The sequence below is a fragment of the Mesoflavibacter profundi genome (assembly GCF_014764305.1).
GTDB classification, from domain to species: Bacteria; Bacteroidota; Bacteroidia; order Flavobacteriales; family Flavobacteriaceae; genus Mesoflavibacter; species Mesoflavibacter profundi.
Genome location: NZ_CP061703.1, coordinates 606,736 through 632,735 on the forward strand (window position 1 = coordinate 606,736; position 26,000 = coordinate 632,735).

Genomic DNA, 26,000 nt, shown 5'->3' on the forward strand with positions numbered 1-26,000 from the left:
GAAATACCAATTACATTGCTTGAAGCCTATGAAGGTAGTAAACGTACTTTTGAACTTAACGGACAAAAATTACGCATTACTGTAAAACCAGGCTCTTACGACGGACAAAAATTAAAAATAAAAGCAAAAGGTCAACCTGGAGTAAACGGTGGTAGCCCAGGCGATTTGTACATAGTGTTACGTGTGCAAAACGATATGCGCTTTCAACGCAAAGGAAACGATCTTATTACCAAAAAGCCTATAGATCTCTATACAGCCTTATTGGGTGGTAAAGTAGAAATTCCAACCATTAATGGTATTGTAAATATGAACGTACCCAAAGGTACTCAAAATGGTAAAACCTTACGTTTAAAAGGAAAGGGTATGCCAGTTTACAATAGCAAATCGTTTGGCGATTTATTGGCACAAATAGAAGTTGTACTGCCTAAATCACTGTCTAAAGAGGAAGAAGAATTATTCAAGAGATTGCAAACTTTGGCTACTCAAAAAAGAAGAACTACTGTTTAATTGAAATTTAAAGTTATGAAAGGCAATTTTAATACATTAATAAAGGATAAGAAACCAGTTTTAGTTGATTTTTTTGCGGAATGGTGCGGTCCTTGTAAAGCACAAGCACCAATATTAAAAGAGTTAGCAAAAATAACTAGCGATATTCGAATTATAAAAATTGATATTGATAAAAATCCATCAATCGCACAACGGTTTAATGTAAGAAGTGTACCAACTTTAATGCTTTTTAAAGATGGTTATACTATTTGGAGGCAAACTGGTGTTGTTAGTTTGCAACAACTCAAAGAACTTGTAAGTTAACATCAAAATTAAAAAGAAAATGAAAGTTACAATATATAAACACAATTATAATAGCAATAGTGAAACACTAAACCATTTTTTAGAAATGGTTTATGCTTCTCAAATGAACTATTTAGCAAGCGACTTGTTAAAAAAAGGTATAAGTAAAGATGATATTTCCCAAGCTGTAAAAGAAGCTATTGAAGTAATGAAAATGGCCAATATGAATATTAACCAACACTTCATTCCAGTGTATACTCAAATAAATGGGTTTCTATTTAAAGATTTTAAATTGAGCCACCAAGCTTTTAAACTTGTGTTGCAAAATTTACCACCAAAAAATATGTTTGTAAGTAAATTACAAATAAGACTTATTGACTTATTAGAAAATTCAGAGTTTAAATGAAAGAATTGTTTTTAAATTATTATTCTTTATTAATTTTTACGTTAATAATTGGAGGTTTATTGGGGTATTTTGTACTAAAACCTATATTGGGATTTTTAGTAAAATATATACAAAAAAGAAACTATAACTATTTTGCATTATTACTAAAGTCACTTAAAAATATATCATTTATTATTACAATAGGTCTTTTATTGAATCTTTTGGAGTTGTTACCTATAACGACAAATAAGCCTGATTGGTTTCATAAAATAGTTATTAGCGTAAATGTATTTACAGTAACTTATATCATTACAGAGTTTGTCATATTTATCTACGACAGATATACAAAGGCTAAACTTACTAAAACAACTTCATTATACCACATTCTTATTAGAATTCTATGTTATATTACAGGGTTTATTGTTTATTCAAACTTAATTGGACTTGAAATAGCACCTATTTTAACCGCTTTAGGTGTTGGTGGTCTTGCTGTTGCATTAGCTTTACAAGACACTTTAGGTAACTTATTTTCAGGAATGCACATTTTGGCTGCTAAACAATTGCAACCAGGTGATTACATTAAATTAGACTCTGGTGAAGAAGGCTATGTATTAGATATCAATTGGCGAAATACAATGATAAAAACGCTTTTAGAAAATGTGGTTATTATACCAAATTCTAAAATATCTAGTACCATAACAACCAATTTCTTTACCCTTCAAAAAAATCACTTTTTTCAAATTATAGTTGGAGTGCATTATGATAGCGATTTAGAACAAGTGGAACAAGTTACATTGGAAGTTGCTAGGCAAGTGTTGTCTGAATTTCCACCACTACCAAAGCTCTTTGAACCATCTGTAAGATTTTTTGAGTTTGCTGATAGCAGTATAAATATGAAAGTTTGGTTAGCAACAGATGTTTACGAAAATCAGTTTAAAATCCGTCATATTTTTATCCAATGTTTACAAAAACGCTTTAAAGAAGAAGGTATTGTAATACCTTTTCCTATACGGACTTTGGAAATATCTTCAAGCTCTTTAAAGCATCAGAAATAGGATTAGTTTATATGTTGTAAAATTAAATTTATTGTGAATAAATGAAAGCCAACGCTTAAAGCCATACACATTTGCAATTCGCTACAGCCAAAACACAAACCCAAAATTGCAAAAGAGTATGTCTTTTCCAACGCTGAATGACAATCTGAACGGAAAAAAGCCAGTGTACAACAACGTATATAAAAAATAGCGGTTTATTCGCTTAATCGAAACAAAATGAATAAATTAGAAGTCAGTTATAATCCGAAAAGTTAGTGGGTAAAAATCCACTACTTTTCATACACAAGACCGTTGCAAGTAATTTTGACCAACCCAAAAAATAGAACTAATTTTTTTATCTTCAAACTAAACACAGAAAATAAGCACAATCTAAAACATCAATAAAATACCCAAATGAAACTTCTACTACTTCTACCTTTTCTTCCAGGATTATTAATTGCTCAACAAGCTCAATCTGGAACAGACATTTATTTAAATTCTAAAGCTAATTTTATATGCCAACAGATTGAACAAAGTGAAACCGCAATAGAAGACATGCATTCCAGACAAGCAAGTATGTTAACAATAAAAAAAGGTCTTGAGCCAGCTAATGAAAGTATTAGGCATCAGAAAAAATTGGAAAAGAAAGGTATTAAAAATCATTTATACGATGGATATCTAAATTTATATCTTTCACAAGCCTGCTCAGATTATAATCGTTTATTTGCTATTTTTAATATACAGCATCAAGAAAACAAGTTAAAACGTAAGCGATTTATTGAGTTGCATAACTTTACAAGAGACCTTATGCAAGCAGACTCAATTTCTAATATAAAAAATTACGTTAATGATAATAAATGGGATATTTTTAAAAATAAGTTACAACCGAAATTTAATAAATTACAAAATTTACGTTGGACAGCATCATTAAAAATAGTACCAGAATGGCGTACAATAAATCGTTTCACGATTCAATTAATTGATATTAAAGACATCAATCATATATTTGAGTTGGATATTGTTTATAACTTAGATAAGGCCTCTAAAATAAGCGAGGTATTAATAAATGAATACACTAAAGAACATCCTAAAGTCGAAATTGTGGAAACTACGCATGAAATTCCTAGTGGAAAACAATAAGTGGAGCTTAAGAAAAAAAGAATAAACATAATGATAAATAAAGTTGGGTAACAACGTGTATAATTAATTGCGGCTGAAAATCCTAATCGTAATTTCAATCTTATTCGCTATATTCGTATTACTACGGAAAATCATAGCTGATTTTTAGCAACAAACTATACACAAACACGTTAGAAACAGCTGAAAATGAACTTCGTAAAAAATTATAATCGAAATTGGAATCTTAATCGGAATTTTCTCATTAAGAAAATTAAACCGAAATTTATCGTAGGAATTTTAGCTGGACTAATTATTAGTTTAATCCTGTCCTTCATCGAAAATGAACTTCTGAAAAACATTTCGTTTATCAGTTTCGGAATTTTGAGCTTGATATTCGTTATTTATAGTGGACTTAAACGAAAATGGCTGAATTTGATTATAGGACTTTTTGCTTTTGTTTCGTTTTTCTCGAAATTAAATCACTATCCTTACGCTAATGTACTGAAATTATTAATAGCAATTCCAATTGTTTGTTTCATACTGACTTTGAGAAAAAAAGAAAAACATGAAAACGAATTATCAATTTTGATAATATTGTTTACGTATGAGTTAACCGAGTTTATTAAGCTTACTTAACAATGGATAAACTGAAATAAAGCCGATTTTCTAACAATGTATAAATTCAATTGCGGCGGAATTTCATTGCAATTTGCTATCTTTCTGCTACCGCGAAAAATCATAGATGATTTTTTGCGACTAGCCCTACACAAAAACGTTACGAAACTTTTTAAATCCCAACTATGAAACAACTATTAATTTTAATATTTTCGATACTATCAAGTTGCGTCCACAATAAATCAGACAAAACTCAATCGGAATTTAAGTCAAGCACGGATATAACAATGGGATCGGATAATATCCATTCTAAAAAGAAAAAGGATACAATTCATAATTATTGGGCTTTAATTCTAGACACAATTTCTAGTAAAGAAGAATTTAAAATATCTGAATTAAAACATACTCTTGAAGTAAAAACTTATAGTTTAAACGATAGTTCGATTGTTAGAAATTTATCTCAAAACGGAGAACAAACTTATTTAGACCATTCTCACAAAATGATAAGTGATTTAATACTTTTAACGGACTCAATTGTTGACAAAATGCAAATCGATAGAGCTACCTTTGAAAATTCACTCATTCCTGAATTCTACGCTGAATGTAATCTTTTGACAACCGAAATAGACAGTACTAACGCAAACACAGTGTATTTGAATTCAAGTTTAGGAGTTCCTGATACAGGTAACATTTGGACTGTTTGGTACTCAATAAAAATTAAAAATAACCGAATTGGAAATTTAGAAATTAATAAAGCCGATTATGTCGGGATGTAAAAACTGTTTATTAACAATATTTAACCGCAATTACGGCGAAAATCATTAACCTTTTTCCATTACTGACGGATTTAAGAGACCATTATAAAAACTCAAATCAAAAAATTCATAACAACTTCTTTATGATTTATTTAAATTTACAGCATGAAACTAGTTTTATTCCTGTTAATTGTTGTAAACACCTTTACTTACGGTCAAAGTATTTCATATAATTTCGATACTAATAATCTAAACACAGATTATCACGAAGCATTATCTGTGTTGGAAGATTACTTAAACTCTAATCCGCAAAACCAAGAAAAAAACACGTATTGGAATACTGCTGTCCAACAGGAAAATATCACTTTTGATTTCTTAGAAAACGAATTTGAACCATCATTGTACATGGGTTATCCAATTCATATTTTAAGTATCAAAAAAAAAGAAAACCACTATACAATCAAGGTTCAGTTCTCTTATTGTAATCCCGATAACAGTCCTAATATCCTTGCTATCGTAAACTATGTTGTGATAGAACAAAACGGAACTTTTAAGTTGTACAATGCCTTAACAATTAACAGAAAAAAATGGGACTGCACTACAGTTGGATTTGTAGATTTTTACTACCCAAAATCGCATAAATTTAATCATGAAAAAGCATTAAAATTAAATGAATTTATAATTTCAACTTGTAAAAATTTTAATGTAACTCCTAATACCATAGAATATTATTTAGATGAAGATTTTGATAATATACAACAACTAAAAGGTATAGATTATTATTTAGGAATGAACGGTGATAACACGCCTAAAGGTAAAGCATCTGGTAATAAAGTGTATTGTGGTGGATTAGGCGAATATTACACACACGAAGTTTTTCATGCCTTAATAGATCATAACTATACTAATTCTCATTTTTGGGCTTCAGAAGGAATTGCAACATTTTTATGTGGTAGTCGTGGTCAATCTTTATCTTGGCATATTACACAAGCTAACACCTATTTTAAACTGCATAAAGACATAGATTTAAACGAAATTTTAACTTTAAAAAACATAGACAACATCACATCCTATCATTATGTAATTGGCGGATTAATTGCTAAAAAAATATTTGAAAAAGGTGGATGGAAGTTGCTAAGTCAATTTTTAAATAGTGGTAAAACTAACACAGATTATTACAAAGCTATAAACACTTATTTAGGCATAAAAAAAGAAAATTTAAACATCTATTTAAGGCAACAACTTGATATTGAAGCCAATATTTAACCTGAGTATTATCACTTAAATAGCATTATTTTATATGGATATTCTTTCTAAATGCATTAAAATTATAGATGTTAACATTATAACATGTCTAGTCCCTATTATTATTACATTTTTAGTGATAGAAGGTTTTTATCCAAATAGATTTCAAACAAAAAAAGCATTAAAAATCACTTGTAATTTCTTAATCGTATTTACTATTATTAATAGTATTATTTTTGGTATTGGATTATTGGATCAACCTAAAAGATATGCCATATACAATCGCAGTACTGGTCCTTATGCGTTTGCTTATTGGTTAATGCTTAGTACTACAATTATAGCGCCTTTAACCTTATTTATTAGAAAATTATCAAGTAAATTCTGGTATGTAATATTAGTTGCTTTTAGTTTAAAATTAGGTTTTTTCTTTGAGCATTTTGTTATTATACTCACTAGTTTTCATCGGGACAATTTAATTACTAATAACAATTATATTTTAGAATATTTAGTACTACCAATTGGCTTAATATGTATTCAAGGAATACTTATAGCCTTAACATTTTTATGTATTTTAGAAGTTTTTAAACACTATCTTTCTAAAAGAAATATTTAAACAAATATCTAATCATGAAAAATTGCTGTGCATTACTTTTAACTATACTTTTTAGCTTAGTTAGTTATAGTCAAAACATACCAAATACAATACATACTAAAGATTTTACTATTGGTAAAACTGTAACAATACATTCTAAATTACTAGATGAAAACAGAGAATTAAATATTTATATACCTAACAGTTACAAACAAGATAGTTTAAAAACATATCCTGTTATTTACTTACTTGATGGTTCTAAAGACGAAGATTTTATACACATTGTTGGCTTGGTTCAATTTGGTTCTTTTTCCTGGATTAATTTAGTTCCAGAAAGTATTGTAGTTGGAATTAGTAACGTTGATCGTAAAAGAGACTTCACCTATCCTTCTAAAAATAATTTAGATCAAAAAGAATTTCCTACGTCTGGTCACAGTCATCAATTTATAAATTTTATTGAAAAAGAACTTAAACCATTCATAAATAATAACTACAGAACTAATAGTACAAATACAATAATTGGACAATCGCTTGGCGGATTATTAGCTACTGAAATACTTTTTAAAAAAACAGATTTATTTACAAACTACATTATAGTAAGTCCAAGCTTATGGTGGGATAACGAAAACTTACTTACTTATAATCTATCCACTTTAAACAATTGTAAACATGTTTACATTGCTGTTGGAAAAGAAGGCGAAGTAATGGAAAGAACAGCAAAACAACTACACAAAAAGCTTGAAAATTTAAGCAGTAACAATACAAACCTACATTTTAACTTTTTAGAAGACAAAACACATGGTGACGCTTTACACATTGCTGTTTACAATGCTTTTAGCGTAATTTTTAAATAAAACATTCTATAATCATATTTAAACTAATAAAAATGAAAACAATAAAAACAACTATTAGCTTTATCTTTTGCTTAATCATAGTTTCCTGTACTACAGAATCTGATTTAGATAGCATAATAATAGATAATCAAACACAAAATCCTTCACAAAACGTATTAGTAAAATCTGAAATTATTAGTCAAACTAACAAATTGGATTATACTTATAATACCGAAAATTACCTGACTACGATAACAGGAATTGATGGTAATTTAAATTATACAACAGAAATTCTCTACAATGCATCCGATTTGATTACTCAAATAAATTATCAAGAAAGTGGTCCGTCTACATATTCAGACACGTATACTTTTACCTATTCGCCTAGCGGATTACTTACAGGATATACGGCTAATTATGAAGATGTTAATTTATCATATAATGGCAACATCGTAAATGTAACAGGTACAATTGAAGGTGATTCTAATGCTTTTATTACTTTAGAATTAAATGATAATAATCTAGTCACAAAATTAATCGAATCTGATTCGTTTACTGTGTTTGAATACTATTCTAACCAAAACATTTCTTCAATAAAAAAATACGATAACTCTAATAGTCTTCAATCTGAAATTTATATAGGTTATGACGATAATTACAATCCTTTTTTCAATCAATTAAATTCGATTTACTTAGAGCGTTTTATTGAATTTTTCTATCAATCCAACGGTGTTAGTTATGCTGGTTTTAGCGGATATGATTTTCCATATTCAACTAAAAACATTTCATCTGTAGCACATTCAGAAAACACAACTACCAATTACACATACACTTACAATGCTAGCGATTACCCAATAAATGTTAGTCAAGATACAGGAAGCAACACAACAGCTTTTCAAATTGAATATTACGACTAATTACAAGCAATGAATATTATGAAACCTAAGCAAAAGGTAATAGCATTAATTGTTTTAAGTTGCATTTATGGATTTGTTTTTAATCCTTGGAGCAGTTTTCCTTTTACATTTATTATTATAATTATTTCTATTCTAATTTACACGTATATAGAAGATAAGTCTTTAAAACAAATTGGTTTAAATCCCAATACTTCTATTTTAAATACTTTAAAAACAGCTATTGTATACACCATAATTACTATAGTTTTAATAGATTTTATAATACAACCTGGTATTAATAAATTAGTTAATAAACCTGTAGATTATAGTAGTTTTGAAGTGCTTAAAAACAATTATTCACTTTACATTAAATATGTAATGTATGTCATAATTAGCGCTGCAATTGGAGAAGAAATTTTATTTAGAGGCTTTGTATTTAGGCAATTAAACATCGTATTAAATAAATTGAAATATAAAACCGAAATTATCACAATAATTTCGGCGTTACTATTTAGTTTACCGCATTTTTATCAAGGCTCTACTGGTTTAATTATCACATTTATCTTTGGTGTTTTATTTGCTATTATCTACGTTAAATCAAATTACAATTTATGGACATCCATAATAACACACGGAATAATTGATGTTATTTTTTTAACCTTAGCGTATTATGATAAGTTAGATTATTACACTTTTATTAATGACAAGCTAATAGGATATTAAAAAAAAATCAGCCTAATTATAAAGGCTGATTTTTTAAAATTCTAAGTTTTATAAAAGACTAATCCAAATCTATTCTTAATCCTAAAGAAATATTATTTTGGTCAAAAGTGGCATCTTTAAATACAGGCGATAAATCGTATTTAGCATACAAACTATAATCACCAACTCCAACATAAGCTGCTAAACCATAAACAAATCTATTAGCATTATAGCCTGTTTTAATTTTATCTTTTACACGATCGCCATTATCATCTTCGTAAACTAGCTTTTGCATAGCAGACAAATTAACACCTGCATAACCACCAATTCCTATTTTAAAGTGATCGTCTGTAAAATAACGTACTCTATTTTTATAATCTTTTTTAAGATAAGGACCAACTTCTATAAATGCTGGAATAACAAAATTTGTAGTTCTAAATTTAGCTTTCTTTAATTGATAAGGAAACTCCTGTAAAGTAGTTTGGTTTGCTTCTTTTTGAAAGTACAGATTGTCTTTTATATCAAATTTATTCCACTGAAAAGAGAAACCATATTTTAATCTTAAAAAATTAGACGATTTAAAAACTCTAGTATTCCATAACCAACCTAATTCTACAAATCCAGATCCACCAAGCTTGTATGGAGAATCATCCAAGGATTGTCCTTCTATTAATGCGTTATTAAATCCCATTGCAAATAATAGCTGGTTTGATGTTCTAATATCATATTTTGGAGGTGTTTTTTTTGCTTTTACCTCAACAATTTCTTTTTGTCCTTCTCCTAAATAAATAGAAAATACTGTAGATTTTTGGTCTGGATTAGGCAACTCGTCATTTCGTTCTAATAATTCAATTTTGTTCTCTAAAATCGTATATCTATTTTCTATGTTTTTCGCGTGTTTTTCTGCAGCTTCCTTTTTTAATTTCTCAGCTTCATCAAAAGTAATTTCTTGATTTTCTAAACGATCGTTAATAAGATTTACTTCGTCTTTTAAACTTTCAAGTTCGTCATTTTTTATTCGTTCTTTGTAATCTAAAATCATTTTAGATACATCTGTTTTTTCTAATTTAATCGTGTCTTGAGCCTGTATTTGACTAACTACAAAAATGGAAATTAATAAAGCTAAATGTTTAATAATGTTTTGCATAATTATTCGTTTTTTTTTGATGAAATTTTACTTGTCGTTACTTACAACTGTACTTTTAACGGTTTCGTAGCCTGATTTTACAACGTGAAACAGTCTATGTTTTAAAGATTTTTCTGAAGCCATTTCTACTTCTTCTAATAAGTCTTCAGCATTAATTTGATTAGTTACAGTGTGATATTTTTCTACTTTAAATTGGTTTAAGGCTTGTTCCAGTAACTTATCAGCTTCTGTCACTTCATTTTGATTTGTCACTGGTGATGTTACAGCAATTTCTGTATTAAACTCTTTTATTACTGGTTGTAGAAGTTCTTTACTTACTTGTTCTTTATGTGCTAAATAAGGTTTTGTTGTATCATTTAAACTAGATTTTTTGTTTGGTACAACATCTATTTTAGATGGTTTGTTTTCTTCTTTTATTGTTGCAATTACGTCTTCTTGCTTTGTAAGGATAACATCTTTAACGCTATTGGTTTTTAAAGTTGGCTTAGTGTTTTCTTGATTATTTATTTTTTGATTTACTATAATAGGCTTTTGTGTTTCAGTCTTTTTATACAAGATTGTAACTGCTAATAACACACCTAAAAGTGTTGCTGCAATACCAAGCCACCAAAAGGATTGTTTTCTTTTTTTATCTTCTGTATCTAACTGCTTATTAAGTTTATTCCAAGCAGTTTCACTTGGGATTATTGTACGACGTTCTAACACGTCTTTTGTTTGTTTTTCAAATTTATTTGGAGCCATATTCTGTCTTATTTAATGCATTTATTTGCTGCTGTAAAAGTTGTCTAGCTTTAAATAATTGCGATTTAGATGTACCTTCAGTAATGTTTAATTCTTTAGCAATTTCAGAGTGTTTATAACCTTCTATTGCATACATAATAAAAACCATTTTATAACCTGAAGGTAATTGGTCTATCATATGTTGTAAGTGCGCCACATCGTATTGTTGTGTTGTACTATCTTCTATTTCGGTAAAAGGATGAGTCTCTTCTGTAAAATAGATTTGTTTTTCTTGCCTTAAAAAACTTATGCATTCTCTTACCATAATACGTCTTATCCAGCCTTCAAAACTACCTAAGGATTTAAATTGGTTAAGATGTGTGAACACTTTTAAAAATCCGTTTAGCATGACTTCTTCTGCCTTTTGAAGATCTTTAATATAATAACGACATACACTTAACATTTTAGGCGCATGCATCTCAAAAAGCGTATGTTGTGCTTTTCTGTTTTGTGCAGCAGCTTTTTTTATAAGCTTGGCTTCGTTATTAAATAGTGTTACGACCTTCATAACTACATGTTTAGTTTGGACTTTATATCTATAAAGACGCTAGTTTTTTAAAAAAGGTTGCCTAAGGATGAAAAAAAATTATTTTTTTCTTTCTATCACATAGTTTACCATTAGTTTTAAAGAGGCTTTGTAGTCTGACTCAGGGAAAGTTTCAAGAATATTTAAGGCGTCTTTTTGGAAAGATTTCATTTTAGAAACTGCGTATTCTAATCCGCCGTTTTCTTTTACAAACTCTATTACTTGATTAACTCGCTTTTTATCCTTGTTATGGTTTTTAACTGAATTGATTAACCAGTTTTTATCTTTTTTAGAACAATTATTTAATACATAGATAAGCGGTAATGTCATTTTTTGCTCCTTTATATCTATACCTATTGGCTTACCTATGCTTTTAGAACCGTAATCAAATAAATCGTCCTTTATTTGAAAAGCCATTCCTATCAATTCGCCAAATTTATGCATTGTTTCTACTTCTACAGAATTTGGTTTTACAGAAGCTGCTCCTAAACTACAACAAGCTGCAATTAATGTTGCTGTTTTCTGACGAATGATTTCATAATAAACATCTTCTGTAATATCTAATTTTCTAGCTTTTTCTATTTGAAGTAATTCACCTTCACTCATCTCTCTTACTGCAACCGAAATGATTTTAAGCAAGTCAAAGTCGTTATTATCAATAGATAATAATAACCCTTTAGATAATAAAAAGTCACCAATTAAAACCGCTATTTTGTTTTTCCACAGTGCGTTTATAGAGAAAAATCCGCGACGTTTGTTACTATCGTCTACAACATCATCGTGTACTAATGTTGCTGTATGAATAAGTTCTATAACAGATGCGCCACGATAGGTACGTTCACTTACTTGACCGTTAGCTACCATTTTTGCTACCAAAAACACAAACATTGGTCGCATTTGTTTACCCTTACGGTTAACAATGTAATATGTAATTCTGTTTAAAAGCGCAACTCTGGAAGACATAGACAACCTAAATTTTTGTTCGAAAAGATCCATTTCAAACGCTATAGGTTGTTTTATTTGTTCGGTTATTTTCAAAAAAAATGACAGCTTAGTTTATAAGCTTCAAAAATACGAATAAAGTAAGATACTTTGAACTTATTTTGAAATACTAACTTTTATTTCTGTATAAAGACTTATCTATACTACCAATCATTTTTTCTTGATCTAAATCTAACCCTACAAAATCAACTACCTTTTTAATTGATTTCTCTGGAAGATTTATAACATCTTTATAGTCTAAATAAATCAACTCAACATTTGGCTCTTTTTCTTTCCAAACTTCTACTTGATTTAAATGTTTTTGATAAGCTTGAAAAAGATGAACTGGAAGATTTTCTGGGTTTTTACCTAGCATAATTTGTTGCGATTTAACAACTTCATTTAAATCTCTATTCATAAAAATAACTTTATACCTGTATTTGGGATCTAAAAACTTTAATAGAGGCGCTACAATCTTAACACATTTATTTTGAGCTTTTTCTAACCACAAATTGTCTTTATGTAGTGACATTGCTGGATCAAATTCAAAATATCCTTTTGGGTTTGATTGGTCTGGCTTTCTATTTTTATCTGTCAATACATTTAAACCGCCATTATTTAGCATTTGCATCATTAAAGATGTGCCTGACCTAGGCAGACCGGATACTACTACTATTTGATTTTCTCTATATTTAAATAAAGCTTTATCTTTTTTTTCTGTTTGCTTTTCTTCTATATTTTGTAGAGCTATTTCTGCCTTATGGTATGTTTTAGGCTTTAAACTTGATGCTGTTTGATAAGCTAATTTAGCATTATCTAAGTCTCCAAGTTTTTCTAAAGCTTCACCTAAAGTGTAATGAGCTTCTGGATAATATTTAACTAATTCTATTGCAGAAAAAGCATGCTCTGCAGCTTCTTCAAAATCTTCTAAACGGATTAAAGTTTCAGCTAATGCTTGATGGAATTTAGCCCGATCAACTTCAAATGACAGTGCTTTTTCAAATGCTATTTTAGCTTCATTAAAATTGCTTAATCGTCTGTAAATTTTCCCTATCTGATACCATAATTCAGAATTTGGTTTTTTGTTTTTTGCTGCTTCTAATAGCTTTAAAGCTTCATTAATTTTACCTTTGTTTAATAATATCTTTGATTCTGCAAAACAGGTATTTATTTCAAATTTTTTATCTCTAACTTTTAATTCATTTAAATAAAACTCTGCTTTTTCAAAATCTTTTTCAGCAAAACTTATTGATAATAAATCCATGTAAAAAGGTATCAAATCTATTACAGAATCTCCTTTTTTTATACCCATTGGATTAGGAGCACCTTTTTCAAATTTTTCAACATCTTTGCTAGTATATATTGGGTATTCTTCATTAATTAATTCTAACAAAATTCGTTTTGCTTTATTGTAGTTTTTAATCCCTAGATATACTCTAGCCAAATTATGTTTTAGATCACAACTGGTCTTTAATACAGCATTTTCAATTTTTTGATCAGGCTTATCTATATAACCCAACTCTATTAATTGTTTCATTGTTTCTGCATCGGAAAGAATATCTTCTTCAGATTCATTATTTTTATGTTCTCCAAAATCACCGTTTAAAGTATCCCAACTATCTATATATTTTGGATTATTAGGTTTAATGAAAATATCCAATGCAGGTTTACCATCCATATCTTTACCTATTGGAAGATTAAAGATATTAAGTATTGTAGGTGCCACATCGATTAAACCTAACCCGAAAATTTTTTCGTTTTTTTTAATATTTGGTCCATATGCCGCAAAAATCCCAAATTGCCTATGTTCTAAAGCTGGTGCTGCTGGATATTTAGGCATTTTTGTTATCCTTTTGTAACCAGATTCAAATCCATGATCTGACATCACTATAACAGTAGTCTGATTATCAATCAAATCTAATGTCCTTTCTAGCATCATATCTTGAAATCGATAAGCTCCATTTATGGTATCTTTATATATTTGAAAAGCATCTTCTGCTATAAAATTTTGTTTAGGTGGATGATACTTCATAAATGCATGACAAAAATGATCTATTAAATCATAATATATCGCTGTAAAATCCCATTCAGTTGTTCTTAATAAATTTGTTGCTGCTGCATGCACAGAAACATTCTCTGCCATAATTTTAGCAAAGGTCTGCAATCCTTTATCTTTGTCTTGATCAATATGTTCTGCTAGAGGAATAAAAGGTAATATGTGCTCTTTAGTGATTTCAAAAGGGAACATTCTTAAATCATTAATTTCTCTAAGTAAAGATTCTGGATAAACTGTTCCTTTTCGTATAGGATTTTTGGCTTTTGGATCTTTTTTTACTTTTTGAAAAACATCCGAAACAATATTACCATTTATTGGTTCTGCTGGAAAACTTGGCCACCAACCTACTACATTACTTTTTAATCCTTGATTATGAAAAATATTCCATAAAGCTCTTGATTTTCTTGAGTTTACAGTTACCGGTCTTATTCCATTTAAATTAGACGTTACTTCTATAAAGCCCAAAACACCATGTTTATCTGGTGTTTTGCCAGTAGCTACTGAAGACCATAACATAGGAGAATAAGGAGGATTCATAGTGCTCATATTACCGTAAACACCATTATCAATAATCTTTTTTAAAGCTGGCATTTGCCCCTTTGCTAACAATGGGCCTATAATTTTCCAATCTGCTGCATCCCATCCAATTAATAGCACTTTATTCTTCCTCATCTAACAAGTTCTTTTTTATCTTATCATTTTGTTTCACCTTTCTCCATGATCTAAGCCCTATATCTCCCAAAGCTAACAAACCTAAAGAACCTTCTTTATTTATTATAAAATGCCTATCCTTTTTATTCATATGAGTATATAAATTTTCATTTTAAAATTATCCAAATCAGTAACAAACTATAAAAACAACACTAATTTATTAAAAGTTAACACATTATACTTATAAAAAATCATTCAATAAAAATATAATTTATATATTTATATGGCATTAATCTTTAAAAAACAAACCGATGAAAAAAACTACTCGCAAAAATTTATCTAAAAAAATAGCAAAGTACGGTGCATTATCTATAGCAATTGCTGGTGTAGCAGAAGCTAATGGTCAAATTATATATACAGATATTGATCCTGACTTTGTTGGTAATGACAGTAATATTGGTTTAGATTTAGACAATGACACAAATTTTGATTTTGTTATCATTGATGACGCTGCTCCTGCTGTAGCAATTGTGGCTTACAATTCTACAACTGGAAATTCATTTGTAGGATCACAACCTAGCTATATTTACCCTTTTGCTTTAAATGCTGGAGATCCTATTAGTGCTGGACAAACTGCTTGGTATGGCGGAAGTAATGTTGGAACATTGAACTACGTAAGCTGCTATAATGGTATTGGAGGTAGTAATTGGTGTGGTGTGACTGACAAATATTTAGGTTTACGTTTTCAAATAGCTGGACAGACGCATTATGGTTGGGCTAGATTAGATGTTACAGCATCTGGTGATAGCTATACTCTTAAAGATTATGCATATGAATCGACACCTAACACTGCAATAAATGCTGGTGATTTACCACTTAGTGTAGATGAATTTGCTAACGAAAAAGAAATTAAAATCGTTGCGCTTAATAAAAGTATTGGATTATATAATTTGCCAAACGAAGTTATAGAATATAAGTTATACTCGATTTCGGGAAAAAAAGTATTAGAAGGATCTGTTAATGACCATACTTCCGTTATTGAAGCAAAAAATGTATCTTCTGGATTATATATAATTGAATTAAAAAATACAATAAACAACTCTGTAATCAGAAAGAAAGTTATACTTTAAAAAAAAAGCGATTTCAGTTATAAAAATTGAAATCGCTTTTTTTTATTTACTCTTATTTGCCAATTGGCCACAAGCAGCATCAATATCTTTACCTCTACTACGTCTTACAGTAACTGTAATATTATTAGCTTCCAAAACATTTTGATACATATCTATTGCTTCTGCATTAGCTTGCTGAAACTCGCCATCATCGATTGGATTATACTCTATCAAGTTAACTTTACTTGGTGCAAATTTGCAAAACTTAACTAATGCATCTACATCTTTACGTTTATCGTTTATGCCTTTCCATACAACATATTCGTAAGTTATTCTGTTTTTTGTTTTAGCATACCAATATTCTAATGCTTCTCTTAAATCTGATAACGGAAACGTCGCATTAAATGGCATTATAGATGTTCTTACCTCGTCTATTGCTGAATGTAATGACACTGCTAATTTAAATTTAACCTCATCGTCTGCCATTTTCTTTATCATCTTAGGTACACCTGAAGTTGACACTACAATGCGTTTTGGTGACATACCTAATCCTTCTGGTGATGTAATTTTATCTATAGCTTTAAGCACATTATTGTAATTCATTAATGGTTCTCCCATACCCATAAATACAATGTTACTTAATGGTCTATCGTAATACAATCTACTTTCTCTATCTATAGCTACGACTTGATCATAAATCTCGTCTGGATTAAGATTTCGCATGCGTTTTAATCGTGCTGTTGCACAAAATTTACAATCTAAACTACAACCTACTTGACTTGATACACATGCTGTAGTTCTTGTGCTAGTTGGTATTAAAACCGACTCTACAACTAATCCATCATGTAATTTTACAGCGTTTTTTACTGTACCATCACTACTACGCTGTAAGGTATCTACTTGAATGTGGTTAATTACAAAGTTGTCTTCAAGCATTTGACGCGTTGGTTTTGAGATATTGGTCATATCTTCAAAAGTATGCGCACCTTTACTCCATAACCATTCATATACTTGATTACCTCTAAAGGCTTTATCACCTTGAGCTACAAAAAAGTCTCTTAATTGATCTTTGGTTAATGCGCGTATGTCTTTTTTCTTTATTTCCATAGATTTTGCAAAGCTACAAATTATGATTTATCCTTTGTGTTAGTGATTGATTTATTTAATGTAATAGTCTTTGGCTGGCGCATTAGCGGTTAAGGCTTTGTTGAAGCTCTTTTTGTGTTGTTGCGTATATGCAACACAAAAAAGCGACTGCCGAAAACGCGACCCTTTAGGGTAATGCCATAAAAAAACCTCTTCTTATTTACATAAAAAGAGGTTAAATTAAATTTATTATTCTTTTATAGAATTAACATGGCGTCACCATAACTGTAAAACTTGTATTTTTCTTTTACAGCTTCTTCGTATGCATGCTTTACAAAATCGTGTCCTGCAAATGCAGAAATCATCATTAATAATGTTGATTTTGGTGTATGGAAGTTTGTAATCATTGAATTAGCAATACTAAAATCGTATGGAGGGAAAATAAATTTGTTGGTCCAACCTTCAATTTCATTTAATGTTCCGCTTGAAGATACCGAGCTTTCTATTGCTCTCATCGCTGTTGTACCTACTGCACAAACACGACGTTTTTCTGCTTTTGCGTTATTGATAATATTTACTGCTTCTGGACCAATGATTAACTCTTCACTATCCATTTTATGCTTAGAAAGATCTTCTACTTCTACTGGATTAAATGTACCTAATCCTACGTGCAATGTTACTTCTGCAAAGTCTACTCCTTTTATTTCTAAACGCTTTAAAAGGTGTTTAGAGAAGTGTAATCCTGCTGTTGGAGCTGCTACTGCACCTTCGTTTTTTGCATAGATGGTTTGATAACGATCTTCGTCTTCTGGCTCTACTTCTCTTTTTATATATTTTGGTAATGGTGTTTCGCCTAAGTCTTTTAATTTTTGACGAAATTCTTGATACGATCCATCATATAAGAAGCGTAATGTACGACCACGTGAAGTTGTGTTATCTATTACTTCTGCTACTAAAGACTCGTCTTCACCAAAGTATAATTTGTTACCTATACGTATTTTACGTGCTGGATCTACTAATACATCCCAAAGACGTTGTTCTTCGTTTAATTCTCTTAATAAGAATACTTCAATACGTGCGCCTGTTTTTTCTTTGTTACCAAATAATCTTGCAGGAAATACTTTTGTATTATTAAGTATCATCACATCTTTTTCGTCAAAATAATCGATTAAGTCTTTAAACATTCTGTGTTCGATTTTTTGAGTATCTCTGTGCAATACCATTAAACGAGACTCATCTCTATTTTCTGCTGGATATTCTGCTAAAAGTTCTTCTGGCAAGTCAAAGTTAAAGTGTGATAATTTCATGTAATTACTTTATTTTATTTACAAAGTTGCAAATATACAATCTGAAACTAGGCGTTGTCAAGTAAATGAGCAATTATTATTTTTATTGTAGTAATAACAATAGTTTACAGCGTATAATTAATACCTAAACGTTTTAAATCTTCCCAAAATGTTGGATAAGATTTTGATACAACCATATAATCTTTAATTATAAGATCTGTTTTTAAAGCCAATGGTGCAAACGCCATAGCCATTCTGTGATCATTGTATGTTTCTATTTGTACGTCTTTTAAAATTGAAGTTGAAGCTTCTAAAGTTAGGCTATCATTAGTAATAGTTACACTGCCACCAAGTTTTTCTATTTCGGTTTTTAATGCTACTAATCGGTCTGTTTCCTTTATTTTTAAAGTATGTAAACCTGTTAAATGACAAGGTAACCCTAAACCAAATGCTGTGACTGCAATGGTTTGTGCTATATCTGGTGCTTTTTGTAAATCTAAATTTGTTATTGCTGTTGCTTTAGATGTTTTTGAAATTGTTACCGAATTTTTATTGAATTCAGTAGAAACTCCAAAAGTTTTATAAATCTTTGCTAATACGGAATCACCTTGCAAGCTTTCCTTTTTATAAGATGAAATTGTTACACTTGTACCTATTTCTGAAAGCGCTATAAGACTATAATAATATGAAGCTGAAGACCAATCGGACTCTACTACTAAGTGTTTTTTTTCTTTTAATTCTGGTAATGGTTTTACAGTAATTACTTGATCCTTAAAAGACGTTTCTACTCCTATTTGAGCCAACAAGTCTAACGTCATGTTAATATATGGAATAGATGTAATTGTTCCTTCTAAAGTAAGCTGTAATCCATTTTCTAATTTTGGTGCTATTAATAACAATGCAGATATATATTGACTACTTACATTTGCTTTTAACGTCACTTTATTTTGCGTTAGCTGTTGTCCTGTGATTAACAATGGTGGATAACCATCGTTTTCTTTATATTCGATTTTTGCTCCTAATTGCTTTAAGGCTTCTACTAGTATTCCTATAGGACGTTCTTTCATCCTACTGGATCCAGTAAGTTTTGTTTCTCTATCTTGTTTGGTAGCAAAGTAAGCTGTTAAAAAGCGCATTGCTGTTCCTGCATGATGTATATCTACAATTTTATGATTAGATTGTAATGCTTGCTGCATTACTTGACTATCGTCTGATTGCGATATGTTCTCTATTTGTATTTCCGGATATAATGCTTGTAGTAATAACAGTCTATTAGATTCGCTTTTAGATCCTGTAATTTGTACGTGCTTATGATTTGTAATGGTAGATTTATGGAGATGCAAATTCATTTTAATTTCGTTTTAATAGTTACGATTTAAAACCTTGGATTTAAGTTTTTACTTAAGTTTTTCGTTGTTATGATGTCTATCATGATCACGTTTTGTCTTTAAGTCTAGTTTTTTATCAAAAGCATCTTGCAAATCTACTCCTGTTTGGTTTGCTAAACATAAAACGACAAACATTACATCTGCCAACTCTTCTCCTAAATCTTTATTTTTATCGCTTTCTTTTTCGCTTTGTTCTCCGTAACGCCTTGCTATAATTCGTGCTACTTCTCCAACTTCTTCTGTTAATTGCGCCATATTTGTAAGCTCGTTAAAATATCTTACACCATGGTTTTTTATCCAGTTATCTACGTCCTTTTGTGCGTTTTTAAGATTCATACAATTTTTATTTTCTCTAATTATGATAAAATTCAAATATAGCTATACTTTCATAGAATTTGTGTGTAGCAAGACTGTTTTATGTGTTTTAACCTAATAAAAAAACCTTCAATTTAAAATTTTGAAGGTTTTGATTTTAGTTAGGATTTTACTAACACAATTTTCTCTGCTTCTTTATCTTTTACAAATTGATAAAATTGTTTAAAATCTGGATAATCTTGTGGCAATATTAGTGTTTGATTAATATTAAAATCTATCATTAGGTTTATTTTATTGCCTTGTTGCTTGATTATATATGTGAATCCTGCTCCATTATTATTAAATTTTACTGATGCACTTTCTGGTAAAGATTCTGCTATATATCCATCTGGCAAATTAAATGTTACAATATATTTATCTGAAAATGGCACTAAAAAATCTATTGGATAACTTCTGTTTTCTTGTGTAAATGGATTTTCTTCATCAATTAAAAAAGTTAATGGTGACACATAAACTTTATCTCCAATTTGTTCTACTGCTCCATCATAATTAAATTCGTAACTATACGTAACTGGTTTATTATTTTCATTTAAACTTTTTTGTGTATACTCTAGAACTGTTAATCCAGGATTATCAGATTCTACCTTCTGAATAATATCTTCTTGAGGTTTATCTCCATTTTTATTTCGGTAACTAAAAGCATTATAATCTGTAACGCGTTCTCTTAGCATTCCTAAAAGATTTAAATCGTCTTCAAAATTATAATTTACAGAAGTTATTGTTTTAGAAATAAATTTAGGTGATAACTCTACCCAATCTGATGAGTTATCTTCTCTTATTATTCTACCTAACCAATTTATTGCGTTAAAAGGCAAAATATTAGGCTTTGCATTTTTTTGAGTTGCATCTAAAAATATTAGTTTATCCGAATCTTCTACAGCACAAATCACATAATTAAAACCATTTCTTGTAGGAAATAGTGGAACGCCGTTATCTCTAGTGCTAATTAATACTGGATTTGCTTTTATGCCTAAAGATCTAAGCATTGCTACAAGTGTTAAGTTAATTTCTGCAACATTTCCTACTCCATTTTGATAGGCTGATTTAATTCCTTTATCTGTAGAGTACCCTATAAAATCATTCCATTTTATTTTTTCCTTTACATGGTTAAATACTGCATCTATAATTTGATTTTGTTCACTTATCCCTTGTGTAATTCTTGATAAATCTTCTTGATAAAAGTTATCTTTTTTTAGCTGATCTCCAAAATTTTCGCTTTCGTATATGTTTTTTGTAACTTCTGTCCAGTTTGTAGAGTAATTAGTGACTTTACCGTTAGGTGCTCTGTAATAAGCATACTCTAATGCTATTTTACCACGGTAATTATCTATATTATCTATAAATGGTTCGTCTTCAAGACTTGATATATTATCCATTTCTATTTTAAGAATGTTCTCATCAAAAGTTATTTGATTTTGTCCAATTAATTCTCTTCTTACTCTTTTATCCTCTGTAATACTTGGTTGAACTTTTGACTTTAAATTAACCACCTTATTGTAATTAAAATATTCTGGTGTAGCAATGAATATATTTAATTTATTTACAGGTATATCATTCTGTAAATAAATATCATCTATGCTCATAAATGGTGTTTTAATTATATATTCATATTCTATAACGCTATACTCTTTTACATCAGGCATTGTAAACGATGTTTTTGCCCAATATTTATTTAACTCGTCTTTAAAAATACTTTCGTTTTTAAGTTTAGTTTTTTGAATATTTCCCTTCGAATCCAAATTATAGGTATATCCTTTTAAATTAGATACTTTTTCTCTTGAAGATGAATTTTTATTATAAGTCTTAACTGAATGGTTTGCGTAACTATAACCTTCTTTAGTATAAATTTTGATTCTTTCAAATACTCTTCTATTTTGAGTAAATCCATCTGCATTTGAATATTCAAAATTTATCTTTTCTTCTTTATATAGTATTGCTGCATCTACATCTGATTCTAAATTATGTTCTTTTTCTAATATTTCTTCCTTAGATACTTTACCAAATCTAAAATCTTGAGCGCTTGCTATTATTGAGAATAATAGGATAAATAATGTTGTAATTTTTTTCATTTAATTATTGATTAATTTTTAAAGCTATTTTTGAATTATCGTATTTTGCTACTTTCTTTCTAAAAGTTCTGTAGTTTTCGTATTCTTCCTTACTATACTGTCCTTTATTTACTAATAGTTTTCTTTTAAACACTAGTGTTGTTGGATTAACTTGCTTAATGGAAAGATTGTACTCTCCAAATTTATTAGTTATTGTAATGTTTTCGTATAACGCTTCTACTGCTATAGTTTCAGGAATTGTTATCGTATAAGAATCTTCATCTAAAAATCCTCTATCAATTTCAAAAGGATGATTTCTTGTCTTATATTTTGGTGGCACGTAACCCATTACATTAAACAGGTTTGGTTTAAAAAGTATAATATTTCCTGCTTTGGTAGTGTATTTAGTTGCCTTTAAATTTAATTTTTCTGTAAAAACAATGCTATCCTTATTATTGTTTATAGAAAGACTTTCAATTGTTAAATTTTTAATATTATCAAAGTAAGATTTATAATATAATTGCTTTTCTTTTTCTGTTTTAACTTCTATAGATTCGTACTTACTGTATTGTGTTCCTGTAGATGTTATTGTTACATCACCAGAGATACCACCATTTATATCTAAATGTACTTTTGCTTTGGTCTCTTGCTTATTTTGTTCTGGAAAATACTGCTTTGTATGTATTATTTTACCACCTTCTGGAGTTAATATTAAAACATCTCTATCATCAGTAAAATTTGCTATATACCCAAACGGATTGGTTTGACTAGTACATTCTAAGGTTATGTAATCATCATTATTTGGTATAGATAAAATCGCATGATTACCTTGCAAAGAAGAAAAATCTTTATCAATGTTTTTTAAATCTGCTCCACCAAATACTACAGTGTAATAAGATTCTACACCAACTGCTTTTAATAATGCTTTTGTATAATTTGATAATCCTTTACAGTCACCATAACCTAAACGATCAACATCTTCTGCTAGCATAGGTTTCCAGCCGCCAATTCCTACTTGCACACTTATATACCTAGTTTTATTTTGCATAAAATTGTATATAATTTTAGCTTTTTCAATAGAAGTTTTTGCGTCTTTGGTTAAGTCTTTAACATGATCTATAACATCTTGAGATAAATATTGCGTATCTTCCAATAACTTATCATTCATCCATTTACCAAAATCTTTCCAGTTGGTATTAAGACCTTCTACACCTAACATACTAAATTGCCTTAATGTTGGTTTAACAGAAGGCACTAATCTAGAAAAATTAGGACTATGCGCTTCTTTTTTTATTGCAGGTAAATTAGATGCTTCGTATTTAAAATTTTCTTGTTTCTTAATCGGGAAATCTTCTAAATTAGTTTCTTTTATCCCGATTTGTAAATCTGTGTTATTTGATAATTTATAGGTAGATAATTCTGTACTTACATAATAACCTTCTAATGGATACCAATTATGTATAAAAGCAGTGTTTGTATGAATTTGTTCTAAATAAAATGCAACAGTGTAAGGATAACTGTTAGGCGTATAATCCAAATACATCGCTCTATTATCATTAAAAATAGAAACACCGTCTGCTACGCTAACATCTTGAAAATCTCTTTTCTTAACTTTTTTTATTTGTTTTCCATTTGCATCAAATATGTAAGCTTCTATATTTTTTATACTACTAGACTCGTCGTAATAAGCAACTGCTTTGGCTTTACTCTGGCCTTCTTCGTTTAAAATTGTAACAATTCTTTTTTCTGAATATACAATTTTATCTATAGCCTCAATGGATATATTTATTGTATTTTCTCTGACTACTGCATTTGCATTATCTAATAGATTTTGATCTATATTATGAGACAAATATTTGTTTTGAGAAAATAAAGTAGAAGGTATAATTAGTAATAAAATACTAACTAACTTAATTGGTTGTATCATTATTGATTAGTTTGGGTAGCAATATATAAATTAAAATTTATCCGAAAAAACTTACTTCTTATTAGTTATTAATGGCATTAAAAATGTATAAAATAAGCCCATTGATAATCCAAAAAACAAGCCCATTTTAATTAATTGACTTAAGGAATGACTATTATCTACCAAGTAATGTATTAAAGAAAACATTATAGCATTAAAAATAAATGCTATGATAAAAGTTCTAATTTTTAGTTTCATTTTTATTCTTTGTTTTTCGAGTCTATGATAATTGTAACTGGTCCATCGTTTACTAAAGCGACTTTCATATCTGCTCCAAATTGTCCTGTTTGAATTGGTTTTTGCAAATCTGCTTCACAAGTTTTTACAAAACTCTCGTAAAGAGGAATTGCAACATCTGGTTTTGCAGCTTTTATATAACTTGGTCTATTCCCTTTTTTAGTACTTGCATGCAATGTAAATTGGCTTACCACTATTACATCACCATTACAATCTTTTACAGACTTATTCATCACGTCGTTTTCATCTGAAAAAATGCGACAATTAAGTGCTTTATTGACTAACCAATTTATATCTTCTTGTGTATCTTCTTCTACAATTCCAACTAAAATTAATAGTCCTTGATCTATTTGCGCAACAACTTGGTTGTTAATCGTTACACTTGCTTCTTTTACACGTTGTAAAACAACTTTCATTATTCTTTATCCCAATTATCCGTTCTGTAATGCTCTTCTTCTCCTTCTAATATTTGAAGGTAACTTCTGTATCGTGAAGCAGCAATTTCGTCGTTTTCTAAAGCCAATTTTACTGCGCATTTAGGTTCTTCAACATGTAAACAATTATTAAATTTACAGTTGTGCTTTAAAGCGAAAAATTCAGGAAAATAATCACCAACTTCTTCCTTTTCCATATCTACAACTCCAAAGCCTTTAATACCTGGTGTATCAATTATTTTCGCATCAAAACTTAGGTCAAACATTTCGGCAAAAGTTGTGGTATGTTGTCCTTGCATATGTTGCGAAGAAATTTCTTTGGTTTTTAAATCCAAACTAGGCTCTATTGTATTAACCAAAGTAGATTTACCAACACCAGAATGACCGGTAAACATGCTTACTTTTCCTGTCATTAAACTTTTAACCTTATCAATATTTTTTCCTGTTTTTGCTGAAATACCAATACACTCGTAACCAATCTGTCTGTAAACATGTGCTAAATATCTTACCTCGTTTATTGTATCTTGATTATAAGCATCTATTTTATTAAATAATAAAATTGCTTTAATGTCATAAGCTTCTGCAGTTACTAAAAAACGATCTATAAAGCTTGTAAATGTTGGTGGATTATCAATGGTAACCAACAAAAATACTTGATCTACATTAGAAGCTATGATGTGAGTTTGCTTAGATAAGTTAACCGATTTTCTAACTATATAATTGTCTCGATCATGAATCTTGTTGATCACACCAGTTTCATTATCACTTTTTGTATCTAACTCAAAATCCACAAAATCACCAACAGCAATAGGATTAGTACTCTTTATTCCTTTTAATCGAAATTTACCTTTTATTCTACACTCGTATGTTTGACCTAATTCGGTCTTTACGGTGTACCAACTTCCTGTAGATTTATAAACGCGTCCTGTCATTCATGATAATTAAGTCACAAAATAACAATTTTT

Annotated in this window: 27 protein-coding genes; 12 read left to right on the forward strand and 15 right to left on the reverse strand. The window is 29.4% G+C overall.

What is annotated here, in order from left to right; translation table 11 throughout:
• Positions 1-15 precede the first annotated feature (15 nt).
• The 11 genes from IFB02_RS14005 (at position 16) to IFB02_RS02925 (ending at position 8,986) form a co-directional block, all read left to right on the forward strand.
• The gene (locus IFB02_RS14005) at positions 16-507 is read left to right on the forward strand and encodes a J domain-containing protein (RefSeq protein WP_191073029.1); all 492 of its coding nucleotides are present in this window, start codon (positions 16-18) and stop codon (positions 505-507) included.
• The gene (gene trxA / locus IFB02_RS02880; RefSeq protein WP_317173492.1) at positions 508-810 is read left to right on the forward strand and encodes a thioredoxin; all 303 of its coding nucleotides are present in this window, start codon (positions 508-510) and stop codon (positions 808-810) included.
• 19 nt (positions 811-829) lie between these two features.
• Positions 830-1,195 (forward strand): hypothetical protein, encoded by a 366-nt coding sequence (locus tag IFB02_RS02885; RefSeq protein ID WP_106687014.1) that lies wholly within the window; start codon positions 830-832, stop codon positions 1,193-1,195.
• On the forward strand, positions 1,192-2,229 hold the full coding sequence (locus IFB02_RS02890) for a mechanosensitive ion channel family protein (protein WP_106687013.1): 1,038 nt from the start codon (positions 1,192-1,194) through the stop codon (positions 2,227-2,229). Before IFB02_RS02885 ends, IFB02_RS02890 begins: the two co-directional genes overlap by 4 nt.
• Before the next feature lie 393 nt (positions 2,230-2,622).
• Entirely contained in the window at positions 2,623-3,348 is a 726-nt protein-coding gene (locus tag IFB02_RS02895; protein WP_106687012.1) for a hypothetical protein, read from the forward strand.
• Between the two features lie 881 nt (positions 3,349-4,229).
• Positions 4,230-4,718: a hypothetical protein gene (locus IFB02_RS02900; RefSeq protein ID WP_106687010.1), complete on the forward strand. Its 489-nt coding sequence runs from the start codon at positions 4,230-4,232 to the stop codon at positions 4,716-4,718.
• 144 nt (positions 4,719-4,862) lie between these two features.
• Positions 4,863-5,963 (forward strand): hypothetical protein, encoded by a 1,101-nt coding sequence (locus IFB02_RS02905; RefSeq protein ID WP_106687009.1) that lies wholly within the window; start codon positions 4,863-4,865, stop codon positions 5,961-5,963.
• A 34-nt stretch (positions 5,964-5,997) separates the two neighbouring features.
• Positions 5,998-6,555: a hypothetical protein gene (locus IFB02_RS02910; RefSeq protein WP_106687008.1), complete on the forward strand. Its 558-nt coding sequence runs from the start codon at positions 5,998-6,000 to the stop codon at positions 6,553-6,555.
• A gap of 14 nt (positions 6,556-6,569) precedes the next feature.
• Positions 6,570-7,388 carry an alpha/beta hydrolase gene (locus tag IFB02_RS02915; RefSeq protein WP_106687007.1) on the forward strand — a complete coding sequence of 273 codons (819 nt, stop codon included), beginning with the start codon at positions 6,570-6,572 and terminating at the stop codon, positions 7,386-7,388.
• A 32-nt stretch (positions 7,389-7,420) separates the two neighbouring features.
• On the forward strand, positions 7,421-8,284 hold the full coding sequence (locus tag IFB02_RS02920; RefSeq protein ID WP_106687006.1) for a hypothetical protein: 864 nt from the start codon (positions 7,421-7,423) through the stop codon (positions 8,282-8,284).
• An 18-nt stretch (positions 8,285-8,302) separates the two neighbouring features.
• Positions 8,303-8,986, forward strand: coding sequence for a CPBP family intramembrane glutamic endopeptidase (locus IFB02_RS02925; protein WP_191073030.1), 684 nt, complete (start codon positions 8,303-8,305; stop codon positions 8,984-8,986).
• Positions 8,987-9,044: 58 nt separating this feature from the next.
• On the opposite strand, the gene IFB02_RS02930 is transcribed toward IFB02_RS02925, so the two are convergent.
• The 6 genes from IFB02_RS02930 to IFB02_RS02955 form a co-directional block, all read right to left on the reverse strand.
• Entirely contained in the window at positions 9,045-10,112 is a 1,068-nt protein-coding gene (locus IFB02_RS02930) for a coiled-coil domain-containing protein (RefSeq protein ID WP_106687004.1), read from the reverse strand.
• 27 nt (positions 10,113-10,139) lie between these two features.
• Positions 10,140-10,853: a hypothetical protein gene (locus IFB02_RS02935; RefSeq protein WP_106687003.1), complete on the reverse strand. Its 714-nt coding sequence runs from the start codon at positions 10,851-10,853 to the stop codon at positions 10,140-10,142.
• Positions 10,840-11,400 (reverse strand): RNA polymerase sigma factor, encoded by a 561-nt coding sequence (locus IFB02_RS02940; RefSeq protein WP_106687002.1) that lies wholly within the window; start codon positions 11,398-11,400, stop codon positions 10,840-10,842. Before IFB02_RS02940 ends, IFB02_RS02935 begins: the two co-directional genes overlap by 14 nt.
• Positions 11,401-11,478: 78 nt before the next feature.
• A complete protein-coding gene (locus IFB02_RS02945) occupies positions 11,479-12,456 on the reverse strand; it encodes a polyprenyl synthetase family protein (protein ID WP_106687001.1) in 978 nt (325 codons plus the stop codon).
• 73 nt (positions 12,457-12,529) lie between these two features.
• Positions 12,530-15,127 (reverse strand): alkaline phosphatase family protein, encoded by a 2,598-nt coding sequence (locus IFB02_RS02950; RefSeq protein ID WP_191073031.1) that lies wholly within the window; start codon positions 15,125-15,127, stop codon positions 12,530-12,532.
• Positions 15,114-15,257 carry a hypothetical protein gene (locus IFB02_RS02955; protein WP_158256258.1) on the reverse strand — a complete coding sequence of 48 codons (144 nt, stop codon included), beginning with the start codon at positions 15,255-15,257 and terminating at the stop codon, positions 15,114-15,116. The genes IFB02_RS02950 and IFB02_RS02955 overlap by 14 nt, the downstream gene beginning before the upstream one ends.
• Positions 15,258-15,417: 160 nt before the next feature.
• On the opposite strand from IFB02_RS02955, the gene IFB02_RS02960 reads away from it, so the two are divergent.
• A complete protein-coding gene (locus IFB02_RS02960; protein WP_106686999.1) occupies positions 15,418-16,236 on the forward strand; it encodes a T9SS type A sorting domain-containing protein in 819 nt (272 codons plus the stop codon).
• A 42-nt stretch (positions 16,237-16,278) separates the two neighbouring features.
• Here IFB02_RS02960 and rlmN read toward each other — a convergent pair whose 3' ends face one another.
• The 9 genes from rlmN to rsgA all read right to left on the reverse strand — a co-directional run bounded on the left by rlmN (position 16,279) and on the right by rsgA (position 25,967).
• The gene (gene rlmN / locus IFB02_RS02965; RefSeq protein ID WP_106686998.1) at positions 16,279-17,322 is read right to left on the reverse strand and encodes a 23S rRNA (adenine(2503)-C(2))-methyltransferase RlmN; all 1,044 of its coding nucleotides are present in this window, start codon (positions 17,320-17,322) and stop codon (positions 16,279-16,281) included.
• A 236-nt stretch (positions 17,323-17,558) separates the two neighbouring features.
• Positions 17,559-18,608, reverse strand: coding sequence for a tRNA preQ1(34) S-adenosylmethionine ribosyltransferase-isomerase QueA (gene queA, locus IFB02_RS02970; RefSeq protein ID WP_106686997.1), 1,050 nt, complete (start codon positions 18,606-18,608; stop codon positions 17,559-17,561).
• A 104-nt stretch (positions 18,609-18,712) separates the two neighbouring features.
• Positions 18,713-19,936: a 3-phosphoshikimate 1-carboxyvinyltransferase gene (gene aroA, locus IFB02_RS02975; RefSeq protein WP_106686996.1), complete on the reverse strand. Its 1,224-nt coding sequence runs from the start codon at positions 19,934-19,936 to the stop codon at positions 18,713-18,715.
• Positions 19,937-19,984: 48 nt separating this feature from the next.
• Positions 19,985-20,311, reverse strand: coding sequence for a nucleotide pyrophosphohydrolase (locus IFB02_RS02980; RefSeq protein ID WP_106686995.1), 327 nt, complete (start codon positions 20,309-20,311; stop codon positions 19,985-19,987).
• A gap of 140 nt (positions 20,312-20,451) precedes the next feature.
• Positions 20,452-22,419 (reverse strand): transglutaminase domain-containing protein, encoded by a 1,968-nt coding sequence (locus IFB02_RS02985; protein WP_106686994.1) that lies wholly within the window; start codon positions 22,417-22,419, stop codon positions 20,452-20,454.
• A gap of 4 nt (positions 22,420-22,423) precedes the next feature.
• The gene (locus IFB02_RS02990; protein WP_106686993.1) at positions 22,424-24,325 is read right to left on the reverse strand and encodes a DUF3857 domain-containing protein; all 1,902 of its coding nucleotides are present in this window, start codon (positions 24,323-24,325) and stop codon (positions 22,424-22,426) included.
• A gap of 51 nt (positions 24,326-24,376) precedes the next feature.
• Positions 24,377-24,562: a hypothetical protein gene (locus IFB02_RS02995; protein WP_146131239.1), complete on the reverse strand. Its 186-nt coding sequence runs from the start codon at positions 24,560-24,562 to the stop codon at positions 24,377-24,379.
• Positions 24,563-24,564: 2 nt separating this feature from the next.
• A complete protein-coding gene (gene dtd / locus IFB02_RS03000; protein WP_106686992.1) occupies positions 24,565-25,017 on the reverse strand; it encodes a D-aminoacyl-tRNA deacylase in 453 nt (150 codons plus the stop codon).
• Positions 25,017-25,967 carry a ribosome small subunit-dependent GTPase A gene (gene rsgA / locus IFB02_RS03005; protein WP_106686991.1) on the reverse strand — a complete coding sequence of 317 codons (951 nt, stop codon included), beginning with the start codon at positions 25,965-25,967 and terminating at the stop codon, positions 25,017-25,019. The genes dtd and rsgA overlap by 1 nt, the downstream gene beginning before the upstream one ends.
• Between the last annotated feature and the right edge of the window lie 33 nt (positions 25,968-26,000).

Excerpts from the sequence above, each read along its gene's own strand:
- IFB02_RS02885 (WP_106687014.1), top strand. The coding sequence starts at position 830 with ATGAAAGTTACAATATATAAACACAATTATAATAGCAATAGTGAAACA.
- IFB02_RS02890 (WP_106687013.1), top strand. The coding sequence starts at position 1,192 with ATGAAAGAATTGTTTTTAAATTATTATTCTTTATTAATTTTTACGTTA.
- IFB02_RS02895 (WP_106687012.1), top strand. The coding sequence starts at position 2,623 with ATGAAACTTCTACTACTTCTACCTTTTCTTCCAGGATTATTAATTGCT.
- IFB02_RS02900 (WP_106687010.1), top strand. The coding sequence starts at position 4,230 with ATGGGATCGGATAATATCCATTCTAAAAAGAAAAAGGATACAATTCAT.
- IFB02_RS02905 (WP_106687009.1), top strand. The coding sequence starts at position 4,863 with ATGAAACTAGTTTTATTCCTGTTAATTGTTGTAAACACCTTTACTTAC.
- IFB02_RS02910 (WP_106687008.1), top strand. The coding sequence starts at position 5,998 with ATGGATATTCTTTCTAAATGCATTAAAATTATAGATGTTAACATTATA.
- IFB02_RS02915 (WP_106687007.1), top strand. The coding sequence starts at position 6,570 with ATGAAAAATTGCTGTGCATTACTTTTAACTATACTTTTTAGCTTAGTT.
- IFB02_RS02920 (WP_106687006.1), top strand. The coding sequence starts at position 7,421 with ATGAAAACAATAAAAACAACTATTAGCTTTATCTTTTGCTTAATCATA.
- IFB02_RS02925 (WP_191073030.1), top strand. The coding sequence starts at position 8,303 with ATGAAACCTAAGCAAAAGGTAATAGCATTAATTGTTTTAAGTTGCATT.
- IFB02_RS02930 (WP_106687004.1), bottom strand. The coding sequence starts at position 10,112 with ATGCAAAACATTATTAAACATTTAGCTTTATTAATTTCCATTTTTGTA.
- IFB02_RS02935 (WP_106687003.1), bottom strand. The coding sequence starts at position 10,853 with ATGGCTCCAAATAAATTTGAAAAACAAACAAAAGACGTGTTAGAACGT.
- IFB02_RS02940 (WP_106687002.1), bottom strand. The coding sequence starts at position 11,400 with ATGAAGGTCGTAACACTATTTAATAACGAAGCCAAGCTTATAAAAAAA.
- IFB02_RS02950 (WP_191073031.1), bottom strand. The coding sequence starts at position 15,127 with ATGAGGAAGAATAAAGTGCTATTAATTGGATGGGATGCAGCAGATTGG.
- IFB02_RS02955 (WP_158256258.1), bottom strand. The coding sequence starts at position 15,257 with ATGAATAAAAAGGATAGGCATTTTATAATAAATAAAGAAGGTTCTTTA.
- IFB02_RS02960 (WP_106686999.1), top strand. The coding sequence starts at position 15,418 with ATGAAAAAAACTACTCGCAAAAATTTATCTAAAAAAATAGCAAAGTAC.
- rlmN (WP_106686998.1), bottom strand. The coding sequence starts at position 17,322 with ATGGAAATAAAGAAAAAAGACATACGCGCATTAACCAAAGATCAATTA.
- queA (WP_106686997.1), bottom strand. The coding sequence starts at position 18,608 with ATGAAATTATCACACTTTAACTTTGACTTGCCAGAAGAACTTTTAGCA.
- aroA (WP_106686996.1), bottom strand. The coding sequence starts at position 19,936 with ATGAATTTGCATCTCCATAAATCTACCATTACAAATCATAAGCACGTA.
- IFB02_RS02980 (WP_106686995.1), bottom strand. The coding sequence starts at position 20,311 with ATGAATCTTAAAAACGCACAAAAGGACGTAGATAACTGGATAAAAAAC.
- IFB02_RS02985 (WP_106686994.1), bottom strand. The coding sequence starts at position 22,419 with ATGAAAAAAATTACAACATTATTTATCCTATTATTCTCAATAATAGCA.
- IFB02_RS02990 (WP_106686993.1), bottom strand. The coding sequence starts at position 24,325 with ATGATACAACCAATTAAGTTAGTTAGTATTTTATTACTAATTATACCT.
- IFB02_RS02995 (WP_146131239.1), bottom strand. The coding sequence starts at position 24,562 with ATGAAACTAAAAATTAGAACTTTTATCATAGCATTTATTTTTAATGCT.
- dtd (WP_106686992.1), bottom strand. The coding sequence starts at position 25,017 with ATGAAAGTTGTTTTACAACGTGTAAAAGAAGCAAGTGTAACGATTAAC.
- rsgA (WP_106686991.1), bottom strand. The coding sequence starts at position 25,967 with ATGACAGGACGCGTTTATAAATCTACAGGAAGTTGGTACACCGTAAAG.